This window comes from Peptacetobacter sp. AB845 (genome assembly GCF_047528295.1).
In the GTDB taxonomy this organism is placed as follows: domain Bacteria; phylum Bacillota; class Clostridia; order Peptostreptococcales; family Peptostreptococcaceae; genus Peptacetobacter.
This window is the reverse complement of record NZ_CP180001.1, coordinates 114,942-137,081: the sequence shown is the minus strand read 5'-3', so window position 1 is coordinate 137,081 and position 22,140 is coordinate 114,942. Positions and strand designations below refer to the sequence as shown.

Genomic DNA, 22,140 nt, shown 5'->3' with positions numbered 1-22,140 from the left:
TAAATATGGTTTCTTTAAAATTGACTAATAACAGAAGAAAGATAGACGTAAAAAGTAGAGAGATAAAAGACTTACTTATGATGAATGACGATATTGAAAAATGTCAGGATATATCAGATTCTATAAATGAAAAAGATATATTAGTATTTGATTGTCAGTTGTCTAAGGAGTTATTTGCAGCCAAGTATGATTTAGAGTCGTTGATAGAATCACTTGGTGAGGAGCTTGATGACGGATATTTTGATATGTTTTATGAAGATATAAGAGATTATATAAAAGGTTTTGCTGACGAGTTTGAAGAAGAGCTACAGGAAAAATATGGATTTGACGATGTAAGATGTCATTTCAATATATATAGTATAAATCAGGATTTTGATGATTTTAAATTTATACTGGTTGTAGCATTTAAGAAAATAGAAATACAGAAGCTAAACAGTATAGCTCAGATATTTGGCAAAAGACGGCTTTTAGGAGCTTCAAAATTTTATAGTTAGAGATTTATGAGCTGTTGCAAAGTTTTGTAATAGCTCTTTTTTACTTTTGAGGAAATTGTAGTGATTTATATTATAGATTAGATAAAAAGCGTTCTATTTTACAAAAATATAAAATATATTTCGTTATATAACGAATATTTATAATTAAATTTCAAAAATATTTTTGTATAATGTTTTCCTCAATTGACATACTAGTTGATAGAATGATATAATAACCTAGATTTGAACATGAGGGTGTTTATCAGGGGGAAAAGGGTGATTTTTTAAATTCATTTGGGAATTTTTATACCCTTCTTTTGGTAAACACCTTTTTTGGGGCGAAAAATAGAAAGTTCATTTAAACCACATTTTGAACTAAGAAAAAATGGGTAGTAAAGTACTATTGATTACTTTAAATATTGTCATTATCGCAGTAGGGCGGTAGAAAGGATAGGTAATATATGTTAACAGCTATAACAGGAATAAACTGGGGAGACGAAGGAAAAGGAAGAATGGTAGACCTTCTTTCAGAAGATTACGATGTTGTTGTAAGATACCAGGGTGGAAACAATGCGGGACATACAGTAATAAATGAAAAAGGAAAATTCGTTCTTAATCTACTTCCATCAGGAATATTAAGAGAAGATGTTGTAAATGTTATGGGGAACGGTGTTGTAATAGATTTAAAACATCTTCATGGAGAAATGGGAAGATTAAGAGAAGCTGGAATAAAAATAACTCCAGAAAACTTAAAAATAAGTGATAGAGCTATAATATGTATGCCATATCACGTTCAGCAGGACTGTTTAGAAGAAGAAAGATTAAAAGATGCTAAGTACGGTTCAACAAGAAGAGGTATAGCTCCAGTATACGGAGATAAATACATGAAAAAAGGTATAAGAATGGGAGATCTTCTTGACAGTGAAGAAAGCTTAAAAGCTAAAATAGCAAACATAGTTGAATGGAAAAACCTTATGATAGAAAAAGGTTACGAATCTGAAAAATTAGATGCAGAAGAAATGTTTGCATGGATAAAAGAGTACGGATATGAATTAAAAGATTATATATGTGATACAGGTCTTTTCATAGATGAAGCAGCTGCAAATGGTAAAAATGTAATGTTTGAAGCACAGTTAGGTGCTTTAAGAGATATAGATTTTGGTATATATCCATTTACATCTTCATCATCAACTATAGCTTCTTACGCACCAATAGGGGCTGGGGTGCCAAATAGAAAATTAGACCTTACTGTAGGTATAATGAAAGCTTACTCTACTTGTGTAGGTGAAGGACCTTTCACAGCTGAATTATTTGGAGATGAAGCAGAACATTTAAGAAAAGCTGGTAACGAATACGGTGCTGCTACAGGTAGACCAAGAAGAGTTGGTGGATTTGACGTTCTAGCATCTAAATACGGTGTTAGAATGCAGGGTGCAGATGAAATAGCACTTACTAAATTAGATGTTCTTTCATACATGGATAAAATACCAGTATGTGTAGGATATACTTTTGAGGGAAAAGAATTAGATGTATTCCCAATAGGAGAAAAATTAGAAAATGCTAAACCAGTTTACGAATATGTAGATGGATGGCATGAAGATATATCTGGTTGCAGAAAATTAGAAGAATTACCAGAAGCAGCTAGAGAGTACATAAAATATATAGAAAAAGCTGTTGGATGCAAAATAAAATACGTTTCAGTTGGAGCTGAAAGAGAAGAATACATAGTAGTGCCAGACTAGTATTTTTGCATCGTTGCAGACAATTTGAGAATAATGGGATATGTTTTGTAAATTTTTACAGGGCATATCCCTATTTAAAAGAAAAACTATAAAGTAAACAAAAACTATATCAAAAAAGAGGAATAGAAGAATGGAAGAAAAGTTAAGAGAAGAATGTGGAGTTTTTGGGATAAGAACCAAAGAAAATGATTCAGCTAGTATGACTCATTCTGCACTTATGGCACTTCAGCACAGAGGTCAGGAAGGTGCAGGAATAGCATCGTTAGTTGGAGAAAAAATAAACCTATTTAAAAATAAAGGTCTAGTAAGTGAGGTATTTTCAGCAAAGGATATAAGCGACTTAGGAGATGCTGAGGTGTCTATAGGGCACGTTAGATACTCTACAACAGGCTCTAACTCAAAGGCAAATACTCAGCCAATATTAGCAGAGTATCTAAGGGGAAGAGTTGCAGTTGCTCACAATGGAAATATTGTAAACTCAATGGAAATAAGAAAAGGCCTTGAAAAAGAAGGTTGTATATTTAGATCTACTAATGATAGTGAATCTATAGCGAAATTAATCGCATTTGAAATGCTTACAGAAAAAGATGAATTAAAAGCTATTGAAAAATCTGTTGAAAAATTAAAAGGTGCATTTTCACTTGTTATAATGACATCTCAAAACAAGCTAGTGGCTATAAGAGATGGGTGGGGATTTAGACCTCTTTGCATAGGTAAAGGTGAAAATGGTATAGCTGTGGCATCTGAAAGCTGTGCATTTGATAGTATAAACTATGAATTAATTAGAGATATTGAACCAGGAGAAATGGTTGTAATAAATGAAGACCTTTCTATAGATAGCAAGGTAATATTAAATAGAGAAAAAAAGGGCTCTTGTATATTTGAGTATGTCTACTTTGCCAGAACAGACTCAAACATAGATGGATTAAATGTATACGATGCAAGAATAAACATGGGAAGAGAACTTGCAAAAGAATTCAAAATAGATGCAGATGTCGTGTGTGGTGTCCCAGATAGTGGAATAGAGGCAGCCATTGGATATGCAAAAGAAAGCAATATGCCTTTTGAATTTGGATTTGTAAAGAATAGATACATTGGAAGAAGCTTCATATTCCCAACACAAGAGCAGAGAGAAAAAGCGGTTAAACTAAAATTAAATCCTCTTGCAAGTAATTTAAAAGACAAGAGAGTAATACTTATAGACGACTCTATAGTAAGAGGAACTACAAGTGCTAAGATAATCAAAAATGTAAGACGGGCAGGTGCTAAAGAGGTGCATATGCTTGTATCTTCACCGATGTTCAAACACACTTGTAACTTTGGAACAGACATAGATAGCGAAGAAAATCTAATAGCAAATAAAATGGAATTAGAAGAAATCAGAAAAAGCATAGGCGCTGATTCACTAGGATTTATAAGCATAGAGGGGTTAAAGAAAGCATGTGGAAAATGTTGCAGAGATTTCTGTACAGGATGCTTCGATGGAAATTACCCTCTTATAATAGAAAACTACAGCAAATCACAGTTTGAATAGAAAAAAGGAGGCACTAACTTTGGAAAAGAAAATCAACTTAATTCTTGAAAATGGAAAGATTTTTGAAGGAAAATCTTTTGGACGGGAAAAGGAAATAACTGGCGAAATAGTATTTACTACTGGAATGACAGGATATTTTGAAACACTTACAGACCCAAGTTACTGTGGGCAGATAGTTGTTCAGACATTCCCACTTATAGGAAACTACGGAATAATAGAAGAAGATGCCGAAAGTAGAGGCTCTTTTGTAAAAGCGTATATAGTTAGAGAGTACTGTGAACACCCTTCTAACTACAGATGTGAGGGTACACTTGATGAATACCTTAAAAAGAACGATATACCAGGAGTATACGGTATAGATACAAGAGAACTTACAAGAGTACTTAGAGAACATGGTACTATGAAGGCAAAAATAACTTCTGAACCAGTTAAAGAGAATGAAAAAATAGATGTAGAATACTTTGATATGGTTGAAGCAGTTACTTGTGAAGAGTCATTTACTGATAAAGTGGAAGATGCTAAGTATAACGTAGTATTATGGGACTTCGGTGCTAAGAGAAATATAAGAAGAGAATTATTAAAAAGAGGATGCAATGTAACAACAGTGCCTGCATCTACAACAGCTGAAGAAATAAAAGCATTAAATCCAGACGGAATAATGCTATCTAATGGACCTGGAGATCCAAAGGACAATGTAAAAATAATAGAAGAATTAAAAGAACTATGCAAGGCAAATATACCTACATTTGGAATTTGTTTAGGTCATCAGTTATTAGCTCTTTCTCAGGGAGGAACTACTATTAAATTAAAATACGGACACAGAGGTGGAAATCAGCCTGTTAAAGACCTTTCAACAGGAAGAATATACGTATCAAGCCAGAATCATGGATATGCAGTTGACAATGATGAATTACCTAAAAATGCAGAATTATTATTTACAAATGTAAACGATGGTACTTGTGAAGGAATAAAATACACTGATATGCCAGTATTCTCAGTACAGTTCCACCCAGAAGCTTGTGGTGGACCTCAGGATACATCATATTTATTTGATAGATTTATAAGTTTAATGGAAGGAGTTGAGATATAATGCCTAAAAATAACGACATACAGAAAGTACTTTTAATAGGTTCAGGACCTATAGTAATAGGTCAGGCAGCGGAATTTGATTATTCTGGAACACAGGCTTGTCAGGCTCTAAAAGAAGATGGAAAGGAAGTTATACTAGTTAACTCAAATCCAGCGACTATAATGACTGACAACGCAATGGCTGATAAAATATATATAGAGCCACTTACAGTTACTACATTAAAAAGAATAATAGAAAAAGAAAGACCAGACAGTATACTTTCTACATTAGGTGGGCAGACAGCTCTAACTCTTTCAATGCAGTTAGCTAAAGAAGGATACCTAGAAAAAATGGGTGTTAAGCTTCTTGGAGCAGATCCAGAAACAATAGATAAAGCTGAAGATAGACAGATGTTCAAAGACACAATGCTTGAAATTGGTCAGCCTGTAATACCTTCAGAAATAGTTGAGGACTTAGATTCTGCAGTGGAATTTGCTAGAAAAATAGGCTACCCAGTAATAGTTAGACCAGCGTTTACTCTTGGAGGAAGCGGTGGTGGAATCGCAAACGACGAGGAAGAATTTAAAAAGATTGCAGAAAATGGACTTAGATTATCTCCAATAACACAGATATTAGTTGAAAAATGTATATCTGGATGGAAAGAAATAGAATTTGAAGTTGTAAGAGATGGAGCAGGAAATGCGATAACTGTATGCTCAATGGAAAACTTTGACCCAGTTGGAGTACATACAGGAGATAGTATAGTAATAGCTCCAGCGGTTACACTTGCAGATAAAGAATACCAGATGCTTAGAACAGCAGCTATAAAAATAGTTGATGCTATGGGGGTTGAAGGTGGATGTAACTGTCAGTTCGCACTTAATCCAAATAGCGACGAATACGCTGTAATAGAAGTAAACCCAAGGGTTTCAAGATCTTCAGCTCTAGCTTCAAAAGCTACAGGATATCCAATAGCAAAAGTTGCTGCAAAAATAGCACTTGGATATAGATTAGATGAAATAAAAAATGAAATAACTAAACAGACTTACGCATGCTTCGAGCCAGCTCTTGACTATGTTGTTGTTAAATTCCCTAAATGGCCATTTGACAAATTTGTGTATGCTAAGAGAGAACTTGGTACTCAGATGAAGGCTACAGGTGAGGTAATGGCTATAGGACAGAACTTTGAAACCGCACTTATGAAAGCTGTTAGAGGATCTGAAAACAAAACAGACTGCTGTACTCTTCCAAAAGTAGCTGCGTATTCAGATGAGCAGGTAAAAGAAGCACTTCATGTATGCAATGATGAAAGAGTATTTGTAATATATGAAGCATTAAAAAGAGGAATATCTTGTGAAGAAATACATGAAATAACAAAAGTAGACAACTGGTTCTTATATAAAATGAAAAACATAGCAGAAGTAGAAAAAGAACTATCTAAAGGAAATGTATCAGAAGCTACTTATAACGTTGCAAAAAGATACGGATTCTTAAACTCTACAATAGAAAGAATAAGTGGAGAAAAAGCAAATTACTCAGCTCCAGCGTCATTTAAAATGGTTGACACTTGTGCAGGAGAATTTAAAGCAGAAACTCCATACTTCTATAGTTGCTGTGATGAAGTAAATGAAGCGAATGAGTTTATAGAAAGAAAAGGAATAAGAGAGAGAAAAACTGTAGTAGTTCTTGGTTCAGGACCGATAAGAATAGGACAGGGGATAGAATTCGACTACTCTGCAGTTCACTGTGTATGGGCACTTAAAAAAGCAGGATTTGATGTTGTTATAATAAATAACAACCCAGAAACTGTATCTACAGACTTTGATACAGCGGATAGACTATACTTTGAACCACTTACTCCAGAAGATGTAATGAACGTAATGAATACAGAAAAACCTTATGGAGTAGTAGTTGCATTTGGTGGTCAGACAGCTATAAATCTAACGAAGTTCCTAGAAAGTCAGGGAATAAATGTATTAGGATCTAGTGCAGAAAGCATAGATATGGCAGAGGATAGAGAAAGATTTGATGAACTTCTTGAATCTCTACACATAAAAAGACCACAGGGACATACAGTTCTTACAGAAGATGAAGCCTTAAAAGCTGCAAATGAACTTGGATACCCAGTACTTATGAGACCATCTTACGTATTAGGTGGACAGAATATGATAATTGCATTCGGCGATGAAGATATCAAAGAATACATGAAAATAATACTAAAATCAAACAAAAAGGACAACCCAATACTAATAGATAAATATATGATGGGTATAGAAGTAGAAGTAGATGCTATATGTGACGGAGAAGAAATATTAATTCCAGGAATAATGGAACATATAGAAAGAGCAGGAGTTCACTCAGGTGACTCTATAGCAGTCTGCCCTTCTTGGAATATAAGTGAAAAACTAAAAGAAAAAATAGTTGAATACTCAAAACAGCTTGCAGTTTCTCTAAAAACTAAGGGACTTGTAAATATACAGTACGTTATATATGAAGGAAAGATATATGTAATAGAAGTAAATCCAAGATCTTCTCGTACAATACCTTACCTAAGTAAAATAACTGGTGTTCCAATGGTTGAGCTTGCAGTTAGAGCAATGCTTGGCGAAAAAATAAAAGATATGGGATTTGGAACAGGGCTATTTAAAGGACAGAAATACTTTGCAGCAAAAGTACCAGTATTCTCATTCGAAAAATTAATCGACTTAGATGTACACTTAGGACCAGAAATGAAATCTACTGGGGAAGTTTTAGGTATAGGTAGAAATCTAAAAGAAGCTGTGTTTAAAGGACTAGCAGCTGCTGGATACCATATGGAAAAAGACGGTGGAGTATTTATATCTGTAAAAGATGGAGATAAACCAGAAATAGCAGAAGTAGCTGAAAAATTTGAAAGACTAGGATTTAAATTATACGCTACAGAAGGAACTGCTAAAGTTCTTGAAGGTGAAGGAATGGATGTCGTAGTAGTGAATAAAATTCACGAGGACAGAGTAAACAACACAAGCAAGCTAATAGAAAGCGGAGTAGTAAAATATGTAATTTCAACATCTTCTAAAGGTAGAATACCTACAAGAGACAGTGTAAAAATAAGAAGAAAAGCTATAGATTACGCTGTGCCTTGCTTAACTTCAATAGACACAGCAAATGCACTTGCAGAAAGTTTATTAAGTCACTACTCAGAAGAAAATACCAGACTAGTTGATATAAATTCAATATACGTATAAAATTGTAAGTGAGGATGAAAACTGCACATATATAATAGAAAATTTAATATATGTGCAGTTTAGAATTTGAACTTATAGAGTATTGTGAAATGTATACTTTAAGGGGAGGAAACTAAGATGAATAAAGGAAAAATGTTATATGAAGGTAAAGCCAAAAGAGTCTATGAAATAGAAGGGAATGATGATTGCTTCTTAATATCATACAAAGACGATGCAACTGCATTTAATGGACTTAAAAAAGGACAGATAGACGGAAAAGGTGTAATAAACAACAGAATGGCCAACTTTATATTTAAAAAGCTAGAAGAAGAGAAGGGAATAGAAACTCATTTAGTTGAAGAAATTTCAGATAGAGAAACAATAGTTAAAAAAGTTGAAATAGTACCACTTGAAATAATAGTTAGAAACATAGCTGCGGGTAGCTTTTCTAAGAGATTTGGTGTAGAAGAAGGAACTGTACTAAAAAACCCTACATTAGAATTCTGCTTAAAAGATGATGCACTTGGAGATCCAATGATAAACGACAGCCAGATAATGGCAATAGGTGCAGCTACTAAGGAAGAACTAGACGCTATAAGAGATATGACAATGAAAATAAATGATTTCTTAATAGAGTATTTCAAACAGGCTGACATAGAATTAGTAGATTTCAAAATAGAAATGGGAAGATACCATGGAAGAATAATCTTAGCAGATGAAATATCTCCTGACACTTGCAGACTTTGGGATATAAATACTCATGAAAAACTAGATAAAGATAGATTTAGAAGAGATTTAGGTGGAGTAAAAGAAGCCTATGATGAAGTAATGAGCAGATTAGGAATATAATTTAGATTTATTATATAAATAATACAATAAAATTAAAATAAAATCGGAGGATAGTATGAACGAAATATATCAGTCACCACTAACATCACGTTATGCGAGCAAAGAGATGAAACAGCTTTTCTCTAATGACAAAAAATTCCGTACATGGAGAAAATTATGGATAGCACTAGCTGAATCAGAAATGGAGTTAGGTCTTGAAATAACTCAAGAACAGATAGACGAATTAAAAGCAAATCAGGACGATATAAACTACGATGTAGCCGTTGCAAGAGAAAAAGAAGTTAGACACGATGTTATGTCTCATGTTTACGCTTACGGACAACAGTGTCCTAAAGCAGCAGGTATAATACACTTAGGTGCTACTTCTTGCTACGTTGGAGACAATACAGATTTAATATTAATGTATGAAGGTATGGAACTTGTAAGAACAAAATTAGTAATGGCTATAAAAGCATTATCTAAATTTGCTGATGAATATAAGAGCCTTCCAACACTTGGATTTACTCATTTCCAGCCAGCTCAGCCAACAACAGTAGGTAAGAGAGCTACACTATGGATACAGGATTTATTATATGATTTAGAAGAAATAGAACACTTCTTATCAGATAAAAGACTTCTTGGATCAAAAGGAACAACAGGAACTCAGGCTTCATTCCTTGAATTATTTGAAGGAGATTACGAAAAAGTAAAAGAGCTTGATAGAAAAATAGTTGAAAAAATGGGATATGATAAAGTAATAGCTGTATCTGGACAGACTTATACTAGAAAAATAGACAGTAAAGTTCTTAATATATTATCTGGTATAGCTCAGTCAGCTACAAAATTCTCAAACGATATAAGACTTCTTCAGCACTTAAAAGAAGTTGAAGAACCATTCGAAAAGAAACAGATAGGTTCTTCTGCTATGGCATACAAGAGAAATCCAATGAGAAGTGAAAGAATAGCAGCACTTGCGAGATATGTTATGGTAGATGCGTTAAACCCAGCTATAACAACAGCTACTCAGTGGTTTGAAAGAACACTAGATGACTCTGCTAACAAGAGAATAAGTGTACCAGAAGCATTCCTAGCAGTAGACAGTATACTAAGCTTATATTGCAACGTTGCAGATGGATTAGTTGTATATCCAAAAGTTATAGAACAGAGATTAATGAGCGAACTTCCATTTATGGCTACAGAAAACATAATGATGGATGCTGTTAGAAAAGGTGGAAACAGACAGGACTTACACGAAAGAATAAGAGTACATTCTTTAGAAGCTGGTAGAATGGTTAAAGTTGAAGGTAAGAAAAACGACTTAATAGAAAGAATAGCAGCTGACGAAATGTTTGGTGTTACTCTTGAAGAATTAAACGAAATACTTAAACCAGAAAAATACGTTGGATGTGCTCCAATGCAGGTTGAAGAATTCCTAAAAAATGAAGTTGCACCAGTATTAGAAGCTCATAAAGATGATAAAGAAGTTGACAATGAAATAAACGTATAATAACAACAAAATAAATAATAATAAAAGTATATACAAGAAAATGTATAATGAGGGTATATACAATAAAAATTAAATAATAAAATAGGCTGTTGCAAATTTTGCAACAGCCATTTTTTTAAGAACTCTATTAAGTGATTTAAGTTACGACAGATAAATTCCAAGAGTTCTGCTTTAAGCTTTTTAAAATGAAAATATGAATTTAAAAGTTGAATTTATTAATAGTAATTAATTAATTTATTTATAAATATTAATAAGCTAATAACCAAAACCAATTAATATCTACAAATTGATTGCATTTTCTTTTATAAACGCTTTAAATTCGCCTATAACAGGTATTTCATAAGATGATTTTAAATAAGCCATATATACAGTATTTTGCCAGTCTAAATCTGAAATACTTATAGATTTAACTCCTTTTAGATTTATTTTAGTATTTTCAGGAACAATTGAAATACCAAAATCACCAGCAACTAAAGAAGCTATTACATTTATATCTTCAGTTTTGTAAGATATATTTGTGTTTTTTTCTTTTTCATTTAAATAAGTAGATAGTTTATCTAAAAGAGTATAGCTTTTAGTATAAAGAATATGGTTATACTCTAAAGTATCTTCCAGTTTAACGCTATCTTTATCAGCAAGAGGATGATTTTCTGGAACTAAGAGTATTGCCTTTTGTTTAAACACTGGAATATATTCCAGATGCTTGTCATTCACACACTTAGAGCAAAAAATAAAATCAAAGTCTTTAGAATAAAGTCCTTTGACTAAATCCTCTGTGGATTCGGCATCATAGTGGAATTTAAAATCAATCTTTTCCCCAGTATGTTCATTTAAAAATTTTCGTGCTAGATCCGGAATAAAGGAAGCTATCATATTTTTATGGAAAGCTATGTCTATATAACCTTCACCTATTTCAGAAAGATGTATAGAGTTTATGCTTTCATCTATGAGAGCTAGAGCCTTTTCTATATCTGTTAAAAAATTCTTTCCCGCTCGAGTGAGCACTATATTTCTCCCATCCTTTTCAAAAAGACGAATATTAATCTCTTTTTCCAATGATGCAATTGCATGACTAAGGCTAGGCTGAGTGATTGAAAGCTGTTCGGCAGCTTTTGTGTAATGCTCAAGATGGGCTAAAGTAACGAAATATTTAAGATGATATAAATTCATAACAATTCTCCTTTTTAAACAATAAAATCAAATTCGTTAGATACCTATCTCTTATTCATAGAAAAAATATATAATTGTAATAATTAATTATTTAACATTATAACACAATATAAATAAATTATCTACAAAACTTTAAAAATAATACTTTAAATAATGAATTTTATTGGTGGATTTTAATTAATAATTAAAAAAAATAATAAGAAATCGTTATCAATTTTATTTATATGAAAAAAATATATAATAATAAAGTAGTAAGATTGATAAAAATAATTATAAAAAATTATAATAAAAAGAATAGTGTGGCCATTTCTAAAAAACATAATGTTTAAATTGTGGCCAACTATTCCTTTTATTTATAAGTAGTTTTTTTATAAGGCTATATTAACTTTTTCCCCATTTAGTTTAACAATTTTTGCTGGAATTCCTACAACAGTTGAGTTTTCAGGTACATTTTTAAGAACAACTGCATTAGCACCTATTTTAGAGTTATCCCCAATTTTTATATTTCCAAGAACTTTTGCACCAGTAGCTATAGTTACTCCATTTCCAACTGAAGGGTGTCTTTTACCCTTGTCGTGTCCTGTTCCACCAAGAGTTACTTGATGAAACATTACAACATCATCGCCTATTTCAGCTGTTTCACCTATTACAACTCCATTTCCATGGTCTATAAATAATCTTTTTCCAATAGTTGCACCAGGGTGAATTTCTATTCCAGTAAGGAATCTTGCAACTTGTGATATAAATCTAGCTAGGAATTTTAACCCCAGATTGTTTATAAAATGTGCTATTCTGTGGAAAAATATTGCGTGAATTCCAGGATAATTTATTATAATACTCAGTGCGTTTGTCGCCGCTGGGTCCTGTGCTTTATATGTATTTATTATATTTCTAAAACTGCTCATATCTAATCCTCCAAGTGTTTAATCATAATTTTTATTTATCTCGATTTATTGTTTTTATTTGCAAATTTGACAATAGACTATATGCAAAATTATTATTTAATACTTTTAAAACTTACTTATATAAATCTGTTGAAAGGTATCTTTCTCCGTTGTCTGGAGCTATAAATAGTACTTTCTTACCTTTACCAAGTCTTTTAGCTGTTTTAATTGCAGCAGCAAGTGCGGCACCGCCTGAAATTCCAAGCATAACTCCTACATCTGATGCTGATTTTATAGCGTTTGAATAAGCTTCTTCAGATGAAATCTGTTCTATCTTGTCTATTAAATCCGTATCTAGTATAGATGGTATAAATCCAGCACCTATTCCTTGAAGTTTGTGAGGAGATGCTTTACCACCAGAGATAACAGGAGATAAATCTGGTTCAACCGCTATTATTTCAATATTGTTGTAGTTTTCTTTTAGTACACTTGCATTTCCTGTTAATGTTCCTCCAGTACCGACGCCGGCTACAAATGCATCTAAGCTTTCAAAGTCTTTTAATATTTCTATCGCTGTGGAGTTTTTATGAGCTTCTGGATTAGATTTATTATTGAACTGATCAAACATTTTGTATCCCTTAGTTTCTACTAATTCTTCAGCTTTTGCAATAGCTCCATTCATTCCAAGTTTTCCAGGAGTTAGGACTATTTCTGCCCCATATGCTTTTAAAATCTTTTGTCTTTCTATGCTCATAGTATCCGGCATAACCATAACAGATTTTAATCCGTTTGCAGCTGCAGCCATTGCAATTCCTATTCCAGTGTTTCCACTTGTAGGTTCTACTATTGTATCTCCTGGTTTAATAGTTCCATCAAGCAGCATTTTTTCCATTATAAATGCTGCAATTCTGTCCTTGATTGAACCTCCAGGGTTGAAGAATTCAAGCTTTCCGTATATTTCAGCGCTATTTTCTGATTCAAATTCTTTAAATCTAAGAACTGGTGTATTTCCTATAGTTTCAGTTATTTTGTTGTATATCATAATATTTTCCTCCGTCTGAGCCATTTGCTCTATTATTTTTATTTGTATAAATTTAAAATTTATTTGGATTTTTAATAAAGATATTTGTTTTATGGCATGAATTGACTTGCTAGAAAAATTACGATTACATCTTGAAGAATTGTATTTATATCTATGTTTGATATATCTCTAATATATTTGATTTGTTTTTAATTATGATGTGTAAAATTTGAAATAAAAAAACTGCTTCCATAAAATATACTCGTAAGAAGCAAAGGCTAAAATATATCTAAAGGGGATGATATGCAAAAATTATTATCAGGCCTGCTACGAGTATTTATTTTTTATGAAAACAGCATTAGAAATCTATTTCATCAATAGATTTGAAATTCAATTTTAAAAATTTTATCAAATAATCTAAAGAGTAACACCGTTTTTAGAGAAAATCAGAGTCTCGCCATAAAAAATACTGTTATTTAATTGTTTTAAATTGTAGCAACAACAACAGCAACACATAGCATGACCATTCCTTTCTTTTCTAAAATTTATCTTATTTAAGATATGTGTTATCTTTACTTTAACTTGATAATATACCCAAATACAAAATATGTCAAGATTATAAAAAAAGAAAGTGTAGCAAAAGCCACACTTTCAAGAAATTTTCAAATTGAAATCAAAATACAATTAGTTTATAGAGTTTTCTGATCCTAGAACGTTATCTATTTTGCTTTCTACAACAGCCTGTATAGCATCTTTACCAGCACCTAAGTATTTTCTTGGGTCGAACTGAGATGGGTTTTCAGCTAAGTATTTTCTTACTGCTGCAGTCATAGCTAATCTTAAGTCAGTATCCATGTTTATTTTGCAAACTGCCATTGAAGATGCTTTTCTTAACATGTCAACTGGAACACCTTTAGCACCAGCTATGTTTCCACCGAATTCATTACAAGTAGCAACTGATTCCTGATCAACTGCTGAAGCGCCGTGAAGTACTATTGGGAATCCTGGTAATTTGTTCTGTATTTCTTCTAATATGTCGAATTTTAATTCAGCTTCACCTTTGAATTTGAAAGCACCGTGAGAAGTACCTATAGCTATAGCTAATGAGTCAACTCCTGTTCTTTCAACGAATTCAACTGCTTCGTCTGGGTCAGTGTATTTGTGTACATCTGAGCTTACTTCATCTTCAACACCAGCTAATACACCTAATTCAGCTTCAACAACAACTCCTCTTTCGTGAGCGTAGTCAACAACTTCTTTAGTAACTCTTACGTTTTCTTCGAAATCGAAGTGAGATCCATCTATCATAACTGAAGTGAATCCAGCATCTATGCAAGATTTAACTGCTTCAAAGTTTGGACCGTGGTCTAAGTGAAGAGCAACGTCTACACCTATTTCATCAGATGCAGCTTTTACCATTTCAACTAATGTATGAGGTCCAGCATACTGTATAGCTGATTTAGAAGCCTGTATCATAACGTATGAGTTTTTAGCTTTTGCTCCTTCTAATACACCCTGTAACTGTTCTAAGTCACTTATGTTGAAGGCACCTATAGCGTATCCGCCTTCGTAAGCTTTTTTAAACATTTCTTTAGTAGTAATTAAAGCCATTTTAAATTCCTCCTATAAACTTATAAAAATTTATCCATCAAATATATTATACAGAGAAAAACAAAAAAGGTATAGACTAAATTGAAAAACAGTGTGTTGCAAACATTTTCTTTTTGAAAAAAATTTAGAGTTAATATTTTTTCTGATATTTTTACTGATTTTTTATAATAAAATTTTGAAAATCTGATTATTGCTTGAGATAAACGGATTTTTTTCTGTTAATTGAAGATAAAAAATGATAATATTAATATATTATGATTTAAGCGAAAAATATACGATGATGTAAATAAAAATTGAAAAAGGAGGGAAAATTTTGGCTAAGAAACAAAGAGTAGACAAGGTGTTATCTAACTTAGGATATGGAAGTAGAGCTGAGCTTAAAAAATTCTGTAAACAAGGTCTTGTTTTTGTAAACGGAAAAGCAGTTTCTAATCCAGGGCTTCAAGTGGATACTGATATAGATGAAATAGTGTTCAACGGAGAGAAGATAAACTACAGAGAATTTATATACCTAATGATGAATAAACCAGATGGATATATTTCTGCGACGTTTGATAAACACGATCCAATAGTGCTTGATTTAATAGACGATGAGTATTTAGTATTCGAACCATTTCCAGTTGGAAGATTGGACAAAGATACTGAGGGACTTCTTGTGTTGACTAACGATGGGCAGCTTGCACATAGAGTATTATCACCTAAAAAGCACGTTCCAAAAACATACTATGCTAAAATAGACGGAAAAGTAACTGAAGAAGATATTGAGGCATTCAAGCAGGGTGTGGTTTTAGACGATGGATACGAAACTATGCCTTCAGAGCTTGTAATATTAAAATCTGATGATATTTCAGAGATAGAACTTACAATACACGAGGGAAAATTCCATCAGGTTAAGAGAATGTTTGAAAGTGTTGGAAAGACTGTGGTATATCTAAAAAGACTTTCTATGGGAGCTTTAAAATTAGATGAAACGCTGGAACTAGGTGAGTATAGAGAGCTTACAGACGAAGAAGTTAAATTAATAGAAGTAAGAGAATAGATATATTATCCAAAGAGTCTTACGGAAATAATATAATCAAAAGATAAAATATTAGTAAATATAGCGTATATTTAAAATATATTTATAAAATAGGAGGTAATCGTGAAAAAGAGAGATATAATCGAATTTGAAATCGGTAAAATGGAATTTGGCGGAGTGAGTATAAGCCAGTATGGAGATAGAAGAATAAAGATGAAAGGCGGAATAAAAGGACAGAAAGTTAAAGCTGCTGTTAAAAGAACTGGAAGAGGTAAGGCAGATGTTAAAATGGTAGAGCTTTTAGAAAGATCTCCAATAGAAACTGCAAAAGTTTGTCCTCACTTTGAAGGTTGTGGTGGATGTACTATGCTTTCTGTTGACTACGCAAAACAGCTTGAAATAAAAGAAGAACAGGTGCTTGAACTATTTGAAGATGCTGGAATAAGAGGATTTGAGTTTTTAGGTGTTCAGGGAAGTCCTGACAATGTTGGATACAGAAATAAAATGGAATACACTTTTGGTGATGAAGTAAAAGGTGGACCACTTACACTTGGACTTCACAAAAAAGGTAGACATATAGATATACAGACAGTTGACGGATGTATGTTAGTTGATTCTGATTTCAACACAATATTAAAAGAGTCTTTAGCATTCTTCCAGAATGCAGAATTACCATACTACAGAGTTGTAAACCACGAGGGATATTTAAGAAACCTTGTAGTTAGAAAAGGTATACACACAGATGAAATAATGGTAAATATAGTAACATCATCTCAGTGCGAGTTTGATATGAGCAAATTTGCCGATATGATAAACGGGTTAGAATTAAAAGGAAATGTAGTTAGCATACTTCACACTATAAATGACGGACTTGCAGATGCAGTTCAGTGTGATGAGATGAGAATATTATACGGTGTAGATTATCTACATGAAGAGATATTAGGACTTAAATTTAAAATATCTCCATTCTCATTCTTCCAGACAAATACAAAAGGTGCAGAGCAGCTTTATACTATAGCTAGAGATTTTATTGGAGATCATTCTAATAAGGTTGTTTTCGACTTATACAGTGGAACAGGCTCAATAGGTCAGTTAATGGCAGAAAAAGCTAAGAAAGTATATGGTATAGAGATAATAGAAGAGGCTGTTGTTGCAGCTAATGAAAATGCTAAGTTAAATGGATTAGACAACTGCGAATTTATAGCTGGAGATGTTAAGGATACTGTTAAGAGCTTAGATGTTAAGCCAGATTTAATAATAGTAGACCCTCCAAGACCAGGTATACACAAGCAGGCGATAAAGGATATATGCGATTTCGGAGCTAAGGAGATAGTGTATATTTCTTGTAATCCAAAGACTTTAGTTGATGATTTAAAAGATTTTATAGGGTATGGATATGTGCCAGAGAAGGTTAAGTGCATGGACATGTTCCCTAATACTCCTCACTGTGAAAGTGTTGTAAAATTATACAAGATAATGAATATGGCATGTCAGTGCTAATGTATTGAAAATGCTAGTTTTTAGGTACTCGTTGTTATTTGATGAGTACCTTTTTTATTGTATAAAATAGAAAAACTGTCGCCAATTTCCACCATTTTTAAGCTGATTTTTTTCTTGTTTTGAAAAAGTTGATTTTTACTAATCGCTATAAGTGTTGGTATAGCTTTGATAGAAGGTGGTTAAACTGTCGCCATTTTTTTTATAGGTGTCGCCAAACTGTCGCCATTTTTAAATTTTGACTTTTTACTCATAAAGTGTATTAAGAATATTTAAAGTTTTATCTCTCATATTATCCGTATTATTAACGTAAATATCCATTGTTGTTTTGATACTTGCGTGACCTAATAAAACAGATACATCTTTGATATTTGCACCTTTTTCAATCAAAAGAGTAGCATAGGTATGTCTAAGATTATGGTAGTTGAATTTAATACCTAAATCATAATTAATAACTCTAGATAGATATTTAAGAGTATCATTAGTTATTATACTTCCGTTATCTCGAATAAGTACGTGAGTATCTGAATTTGTAGCTACGTTATTAGATTTATTACGTTCCAATTGCCATTTTAAAGCTTCCAATAATGGTAAAGGTATATTTATAGTTCTAATACTAGATTTTGTTTTTGGTGTGCTAATAATCCATTTTTTATCCTTGTCTTGAGTTAGGTTTTCCCTAACATAAATTATACCTTTATCTAAATCAACATTTTTCCAACGTAAACCACAACATTCACCACGTCGCATACCGGTATATAAGGGCAACATAAGAGATAGATACCAATGAGTATTTTTAAATCTATTAAGTATCTTTTTTGCTTCTTTATTTGTCAAAGCAACTTTTCTTTCTGGTTGAGTTAGTTTACTAGGCATAACAACTTTATCGCAAGGATTATCTTTTATCAATTCAGCTCTAATACAAAAGTTGAATAAACTAGATATAGTTCTTAAGGTATTCTTTACCATATTCTTAGAAAAGCCATTTAAAGCCATATCATCAATGATATTTTGAATATGTTTGGCTCTTATATCTTTTAATAGATATATTTCTAACACCTTTATCTGTGGTTTATTCAATTTTTGTTTATAGTTTGTATAAGTACTATCTTTCAAATCATTAGCAACATATTCAGATAAAAATTTTTCTCTAGCTTCAGCAAAAGAAATATCTGAGAGAGTGAAGTCTATTTCTGACATATAGTATTCTTCAATTGCTTTTTCTAATAATTTAAGGGCTTCAGATTTATTACTTGTTCTTGCTGATTTTTCAATTCTATTTCTTTTTTTATCATTTAGTGATTTTCCCTCAAAAAAGTAATAATAAACATTACCTTTTTTTCTAACTCCACCACCATAATTTTTAACTAATTTGTTCATATATTTCACCTCATTTAATATTAATTTAAGTGAATAACAACAAATTAATTAGCTTTACTTTTTGGGTACACTATAACACTAAAATATTATTTTTGTCAATTTTTGATAAATAAAAAAAGAGAGTAAGAAATTAATCCTACTCTCTTAAATTTATCTATTACCGTTTTAAACTAGTATTATTTTTATATTCTTCTATTATCTTATTTAATTCTTTTATTTCATTTTCTTTGTTTTTTATACATTCTTTATAGCTATTGATATAATCTTCTTTAGTTTCTAGTAGTGAAGATGTTACAACCTCTGAATTATCTTTTAATTCATGATAGTATTCTCTAAATAAATTTTCTATCTGTTCTAGTTCTACCATTTGATAATTATAATCATAACCTAACTGAGTTGTTAATTCAAAGGCTAATTTACCCACTATTTCTATATAATTTTCGTAATCTATCATATTTCTTTTTAGTTTTATCATAATCTTTATATCTCCTTTTAATTTTAATATTTTATTAATACATCTGCCATTTCATATAAATCAGATATTAATAATTTATATGCTAGTTCTAACATTTTTACATCAATATATTTTTTATCATCTGATAAACCTGTATTTAGTAGTGCGTGTAAGTTATCACATATAAATTGCTGATATTCTTCACGTTCAATAATATATTTTTTATTCATTTTTTACTCCTTAAATTCAACATTTTCAAACCAATAAGATATAAACTCATTTATTTTATTTGGATCTTTCATTCCTCTAACAACTAAATCTGCTAATAGATTATTTATATTTTCTTTAAATTCTCCTATGTGCGAACGATATTCAATAAATTTATTTTTATCTTTATTGAATTTTAAAGTTGTATCTTTATTACTATCAGATAATAATACTATAGGTTCACCCTTAAACTGTCTGATTAATAGTTTATCATTTTCAAACCTTTCTATTTTTTCAGCATCATTTCTATTGTCTAAATAAATCATTTTTTCTGCTTCAAAGAAACCTTTAACAATTTCAATAATATCCTCGTTTTTTTCATTAGCATAATAATTTACATAGTTAATAAAAAATTCTCTTAATTTTTCTGATGCTTTATTCTTTGATTTTCTTATAACTATATCATAATATAATAAATAATCTCTTTGTTTTTGAGTGCGTTGAGTATGTGAACCACAATAATAGTATTCTTTAGGCTCTAGTCCATATTTAGCTAATACTTCAGCTGGCATATCTTTAAAATCCCATTTTCTCATATAAGTAGTAGGTGTATCTATTGGATAGGCTTCACTTCTTTTACCTACAATATTCTTTGGTATAGTGAATAATTTACCTTTTTCTTTATCACACCGCCGTTTTATTTGTTCTAAATTGTATATCATTTAATACCTCTTTCTAGAATAAAAAAGATACTAAAAACTCTCTAAAAGTGATATAATATATATGCGAAAATTTTAATTTATTATTCATTTTTAGAGCAAAAAATTATCTTTTTTGTTCTTTTTTTTTATTATTTTTTATAATTTTAGTTTTTAGATTTTATTAAATTGGGAATTAAACCAAATAATAAACAAGTCAAATTTTTGTGAGTAAATACTATCGAGTCAAAAATTGCAATTCTGAAACTCCTTTCGAGTATGTTACTGAATCAATCTTAGTATATTACTTACTCCTAAAGTACTTACAAATTATAGTTTTATTATAGTTAATTATAGTCAATATTATAGCTTTTTCCACTTCAACTAAAGTTGAATCGTAAAAAGAAAATTCTCTTTAACTAAAATACAATTTAATATTTTTTTATTCTAAATTTATATCTTTTTATATTTTTTTCTTCAATAAATTCAAAATAATAACTATAGTCAATCAGATCTTTTTCTTTTAGATTATCAATATATTTTTTTATAGTCCTGGCTGTATTCGTTTCAGATAATCCAATATTTTTAGCTATATAGCTTAGTTCAATATTTCGCCAGCTATAATCATATAATGTATATCTTAATACTAGATAAACCTTTATTTCGTTACTTGTTAATGTTAAAAGCTTTTCTATTTCTTTATCAGATAATAGAACAAAATTGCTTTCTAGTTCATTAAATTTGTATATTAGTTTTAGTTCAAGATTATCATTAAATATTGTATCTTTAACAACTAGATTAAATTTCAAAAATTTTCTGATTAATTTGTTTAAATTACCTTTGCTGATGTTCAACTTTTTTAAAAAATAGCCTTTATTTGAATAATAATTACTATTATAAATGTATCTAAAATCTAAACTTTTGTTGTAGGTGCTATCTTTTAAAAATGTTAGATATATCCTATAATCAATATCTTTATTTGTTATATATTCGGCTTTTGTAGATATAGGATATTCAATAATTCTATTTTTCCGTTCTAGTTCTATTTGTTATCACCTCTTTTTTAATATTCGTGTTTTTTCAAAAGATTATTTTATATTTTTATCTTTCTGTAATTTAATTATATAATACATTTTTTAAGTTTTCAACACTATTTTGTTGATACCTGATTTAAAAAATTAATATTTTAAAGTTGTATTTTTAAGTGTTTTGTAATTGTATTTTATTTATAACTACTTATATTTCAATATTTTCTTGATGTATTTATTGACTAACTTAATAGTTTATGTTTATTTATTTTATAAAGTTTTTATGAATATACCCCCTATACTTATATTATTCGTGCTATAGTAGGTAGACAAAAAAGTCTACACGTTTATTGTTCGTATTTATGTACTAAAAAAGTATCTAAATTGTACTAATGTTTTATAAAAAACTTACATTTTGTAATATAAACAAGCAAAAAATATATAATATTTACTTATATGAAAAATAATCATTCTTCATCATTGAACGTATGTTTTGAATTATACAATAAATAATATACATTTATTTTTATTAGAATTAGCTAATACTGATACTTTAAAAGTTTTTAAAAAATAAAGTTTTTACTTTTTAGAAAAATATTATTCTTATTAGTATAATTTTGATATTTTTAAAATAATCAATATCTAAAATACCACTATTTATAGTGTTTTAGAGTATCAATATTTCAATAAAATTATCATTTTATTCTTTTAAATCAATTCTAAACTTTTAAAGGTATAAATCAAACTGAAGTATATTAAAACCTCTTAGAATCGATTTAAATGCGTTGTTTTATTATTGATAGCTAATAAAAA

18 protein-coding genes are annotated in these 22,140 nt (G+C 30.6%); 9 read left to right on the top strand and 9 right to left on the bottom strand.

The window, feature by feature from the left end; all coding sequences use genetic code 11:
• Positions 1-5: 5 nt before the first annotated feature.
• The 7 genes from ACK2WO_RS00615 to purB all read left to right on the top strand — a co-directional run bounded on the left by ACK2WO_RS00615 (position 6) and on the right by purB (position 10,359).
• The gene (locus ACK2WO_RS00615; protein WP_178412858.1) at positions 6-494 is read left to right on the top strand and encodes a hypothetical protein; all 489 of its coding nucleotides are present in this window, start codon (positions 6-8) and stop codon (positions 492-494) included.
• A gap of 440 nt (positions 495-934) precedes the next feature.
• The gene (locus tag ACK2WO_RS00610) at positions 935-2,215 is read left to right on the top strand and encodes an adenylosuccinate synthase (protein WP_178412857.1); all 1,281 of its coding nucleotides are present in this window, start codon (positions 935-937) and stop codon (positions 2,213-2,215) included.
• 130 nt (positions 2,216-2,345) lie between these two features.
• Positions 2,346-3,749, top strand: coding sequence for an amidophosphoribosyltransferase (gene purF, locus ACK2WO_RS00605; RefSeq protein ID WP_414698089.1), 1,404 nt, complete (start codon positions 2,346-2,348; stop codon positions 3,747-3,749).
• Between the two features lie 19 nt (positions 3,750-3,768).
• Complete coding sequence (locus ACK2WO_RS00600) at positions 3,769-4,839, top strand: carbamoyl phosphate synthase small subunit (protein WP_414698088.1); 1,071 nt, start codon at positions 3,769-3,771, stop codon at positions 4,837-4,839.
• Positions 4,839-8,045 carry a carbamoyl-phosphate synthase large subunit gene (gene carB, locus ACK2WO_RS00595; RefSeq protein ID WP_414698087.1) on the top strand — a complete coding sequence of 1,069 codons (3,207 nt, stop codon included), beginning with the start codon at positions 4,839-4,841 and terminating at the stop codon, positions 8,043-8,045. Before ACK2WO_RS00600 ends, carB begins: the two co-directional genes overlap by 1 nt.
• A gap of 117 nt (positions 8,046-8,162) precedes the next feature.
• The gene (purC, locus tag ACK2WO_RS00590) at positions 8,163-8,873 is read left to right on the top strand and encodes a phosphoribosylaminoimidazolesuccinocarboxamide synthase (RefSeq protein WP_178412853.1); all 711 of its coding nucleotides are present in this window, start codon (positions 8,163-8,165) and stop codon (positions 8,871-8,873) included.
• A gap of 55 nt (positions 8,874-8,928) precedes the next feature.
• Positions 8,929-10,359 carry an adenylosuccinate lyase gene (gene purB, locus ACK2WO_RS00585; RefSeq protein ID WP_178412852.1) on the top strand — a complete coding sequence of 477 codons (1,431 nt, stop codon included), beginning with the start codon at positions 8,929-8,931 and terminating at the stop codon, positions 10,357-10,359.
• A gap of 279 nt (positions 10,360-10,638) precedes the next feature.
• On the opposite strand, the gene ACK2WO_RS00580 is transcribed toward purB, so the two are convergent.
• The 4 genes from ACK2WO_RS00580 to fba form a co-directional block, all read right to left on the bottom strand.
• Entirely contained in the window at positions 10,639-11,529 is an 891-nt protein-coding gene (locus tag ACK2WO_RS00580; RefSeq protein WP_414698086.1) for a LysR family transcriptional regulator, read from the bottom strand.
• Between the two features lie 368 nt (positions 11,530-11,897).
• A complete protein-coding gene (epsC, locus tag ACK2WO_RS00575) occupies positions 11,898-12,434 on the bottom strand; it encodes a serine O-acetyltransferase EpsC (protein ID WP_414698085.1) in 537 nt (178 codons plus the stop codon).
• A gap of 112 nt (positions 12,435-12,546) precedes the next feature.
• The gene (cysK, locus tag ACK2WO_RS00570) at positions 12,547-13,455 is read right to left on the bottom strand and encodes a cysteine synthase A (protein ID WP_414698084.1); all 909 of its coding nucleotides are present in this window, start codon (positions 13,453-13,455) and stop codon (positions 12,547-12,549) included.
• A 663-nt stretch (positions 13,456-14,118) separates the two neighbouring features.
• Positions 14,119-15,045, bottom strand: coding sequence for a class II fructose-1,6-bisphosphate aldolase (fba, locus tag ACK2WO_RS00565; protein ID WP_178411384.1), 927 nt, complete (start codon positions 15,043-15,045; stop codon positions 14,119-14,121).
• A gap of 313 nt (positions 15,046-15,358) precedes the next feature.
• On the opposite strand from fba, the gene ACK2WO_RS00560 reads away from it, so the two are divergent.
• Positions 15,359-16,084: a pseudouridine synthase gene (locus tag ACK2WO_RS00560; RefSeq protein ID WP_006440585.1), complete on the top strand. Its 726-nt coding sequence runs from the start codon at positions 15,359-15,361 to the stop codon at positions 16,082-16,084.
• Between the two features lie 102 nt (positions 16,085-16,186).
• Positions 16,187-17,563 carry a 23S rRNA (uracil(1939)-C(5))-methyltransferase RlmD gene (rlmD, locus tag ACK2WO_RS00555; RefSeq protein ID WP_414698083.1) on the top strand — a complete coding sequence of 459 codons (1,377 nt, stop codon included), beginning with the start codon at positions 16,187-16,189 and terminating at the stop codon, positions 17,561-17,563.
• A gap of 243 nt (positions 17,564-17,806) precedes the next feature.
• Here rlmD and ACK2WO_RS00550 read toward each other — a convergent pair whose 3' ends face one another.
• The 5 genes from ACK2WO_RS00550 to ACK2WO_RS00530 all read right to left on the bottom strand — a co-directional run bounded on the left by ACK2WO_RS00550 (position 17,807) and on the right by ACK2WO_RS00530 (position 21,108).
• On the bottom strand, positions 17,807-18,940 hold the full coding sequence (locus ACK2WO_RS00550) for a tyrosine-type recombinase/integrase (RefSeq protein WP_414698082.1): 1,134 nt from the start codon (positions 18,938-18,940) through the stop codon (positions 17,807-17,809).
• A gap of 157 nt (positions 18,941-19,097) precedes the next feature.
• Positions 19,098-19,415 carry a hypothetical protein gene (locus ACK2WO_RS00545; RefSeq protein ID WP_414698081.1) on the bottom strand — a complete coding sequence of 106 codons (318 nt, stop codon included), beginning with the start codon at positions 19,413-19,415 and terminating at the stop codon, positions 19,098-19,100.
• A gap of 23 nt (positions 19,416-19,438) precedes the next feature.
• Positions 19,439-19,624, bottom strand: coding sequence for a hypothetical protein (locus ACK2WO_RS00540; RefSeq protein ID WP_414698080.1), 186 nt, complete (start codon positions 19,622-19,624; stop codon positions 19,439-19,441).
• Positions 19,625-19,627: 3 nt separating this feature from the next.
• Positions 19,628-20,323 (bottom strand): hypothetical protein, encoded by a 696-nt coding sequence (locus tag ACK2WO_RS00535; RefSeq protein WP_414698079.1) that lies wholly within the window; start codon positions 20,321-20,323, stop codon positions 19,628-19,630.
• A 407-nt stretch (positions 20,324-20,730) separates the two neighbouring features.
• Complete coding sequence (locus tag ACK2WO_RS00530) at positions 20,731-21,108, bottom strand: hypothetical protein (protein ID WP_414698078.1); 378 nt, start codon at positions 21,106-21,108, stop codon at positions 20,731-20,733.
• Positions 21,109-22,140: the final 1,032 nt, after the last annotated feature.

What these genes read in the sequence shown, in the direction of transcription:
- ACK2WO_RS00615 (WP_178412858.1), top strand. Translation starts at nt 6, where the DNA reads ATGGTTTCTTTAAAATTGACTAATAACAGAAGAAAGATAGACGTAAAA.
- ACK2WO_RS00610 (WP_178412857.1), top strand. Translation starts at nt 935, where the DNA reads ATGTTAACAGCTATAACAGGAATAAACTGGGGAGACGAAGGAAAAGGA.
- purF (WP_414698089.1), top strand. Translation starts at nt 2,346, where the DNA reads ATGGAAGAAAAGTTAAGAGAAGAATGTGGAGTTTTTGGGATAAGAACC.
- carB (WP_414698087.1), top strand. Translation starts at nt 4,839, where the DNA reads ATGCCTAAAAATAACGACATACAGAAAGTACTTTTAATAGGTTCAGGA.
- purC (WP_178412853.1), top strand. Translation starts at nt 8,163, where the DNA reads ATGAATAAAGGAAAAATGTTATATGAAGGTAAAGCCAAAAGAGTCTAT.
- purB (WP_178412852.1), top strand. Translation starts at nt 8,929, where the DNA reads ATGAACGAAATATATCAGTCACCACTAACATCACGTTATGCGAGCAAA.
- ACK2WO_RS00580 (WP_414698086.1), bottom strand. Translation starts at nt 11,529, where the DNA reads ATGAATTTATATCATCTTAAATATTTCGTTACTTTAGCCCATCTTGAG.
- epsC (WP_414698085.1), bottom strand. Translation starts at nt 12,434, where the DNA reads ATGAGCAGTTTTAGAAATATAATAAATACATATAAAGCACAGGACCCA.
- cysK (WP_414698084.1), bottom strand. Translation starts at nt 13,455, where the DNA reads ATGATATACAACAAAATAACTGAAACTATAGGAAATACACCAGTTCTT.
- fba (WP_178411384.1), bottom strand. Translation starts at nt 15,045, where the DNA reads ATGGCTTTAATTACTACTAAAGAAATGTTTAAAAAAGCTTACGAAGGC.
- ACK2WO_RS00550 (WP_414698082.1), bottom strand. Translation starts at nt 18,940, where the DNA reads ATGAACAAATTAGTTAAAAATTATGGTGGTGGAGTTAGAAAAAAAGGT.
- ACK2WO_RS00545 (WP_414698081.1), bottom strand. Translation starts at nt 19,415, where the DNA reads ATGATAAAACTAAAAAGAAATATGATAGATTACGAAAATTATATAGAA.
- ACK2WO_RS00540 (WP_414698080.1), bottom strand. Translation starts at nt 19,624, where the DNA reads ATGAATAAAAAATATATTATTGAACGTGAAGAATATCAGCAATTTATA.
- ACK2WO_RS00535 (WP_414698079.1), bottom strand. Translation starts at nt 20,323, where the DNA reads ATGATATACAATTTAGAACAAATAAAACGGCGGTGTGATAAAGAAAAA.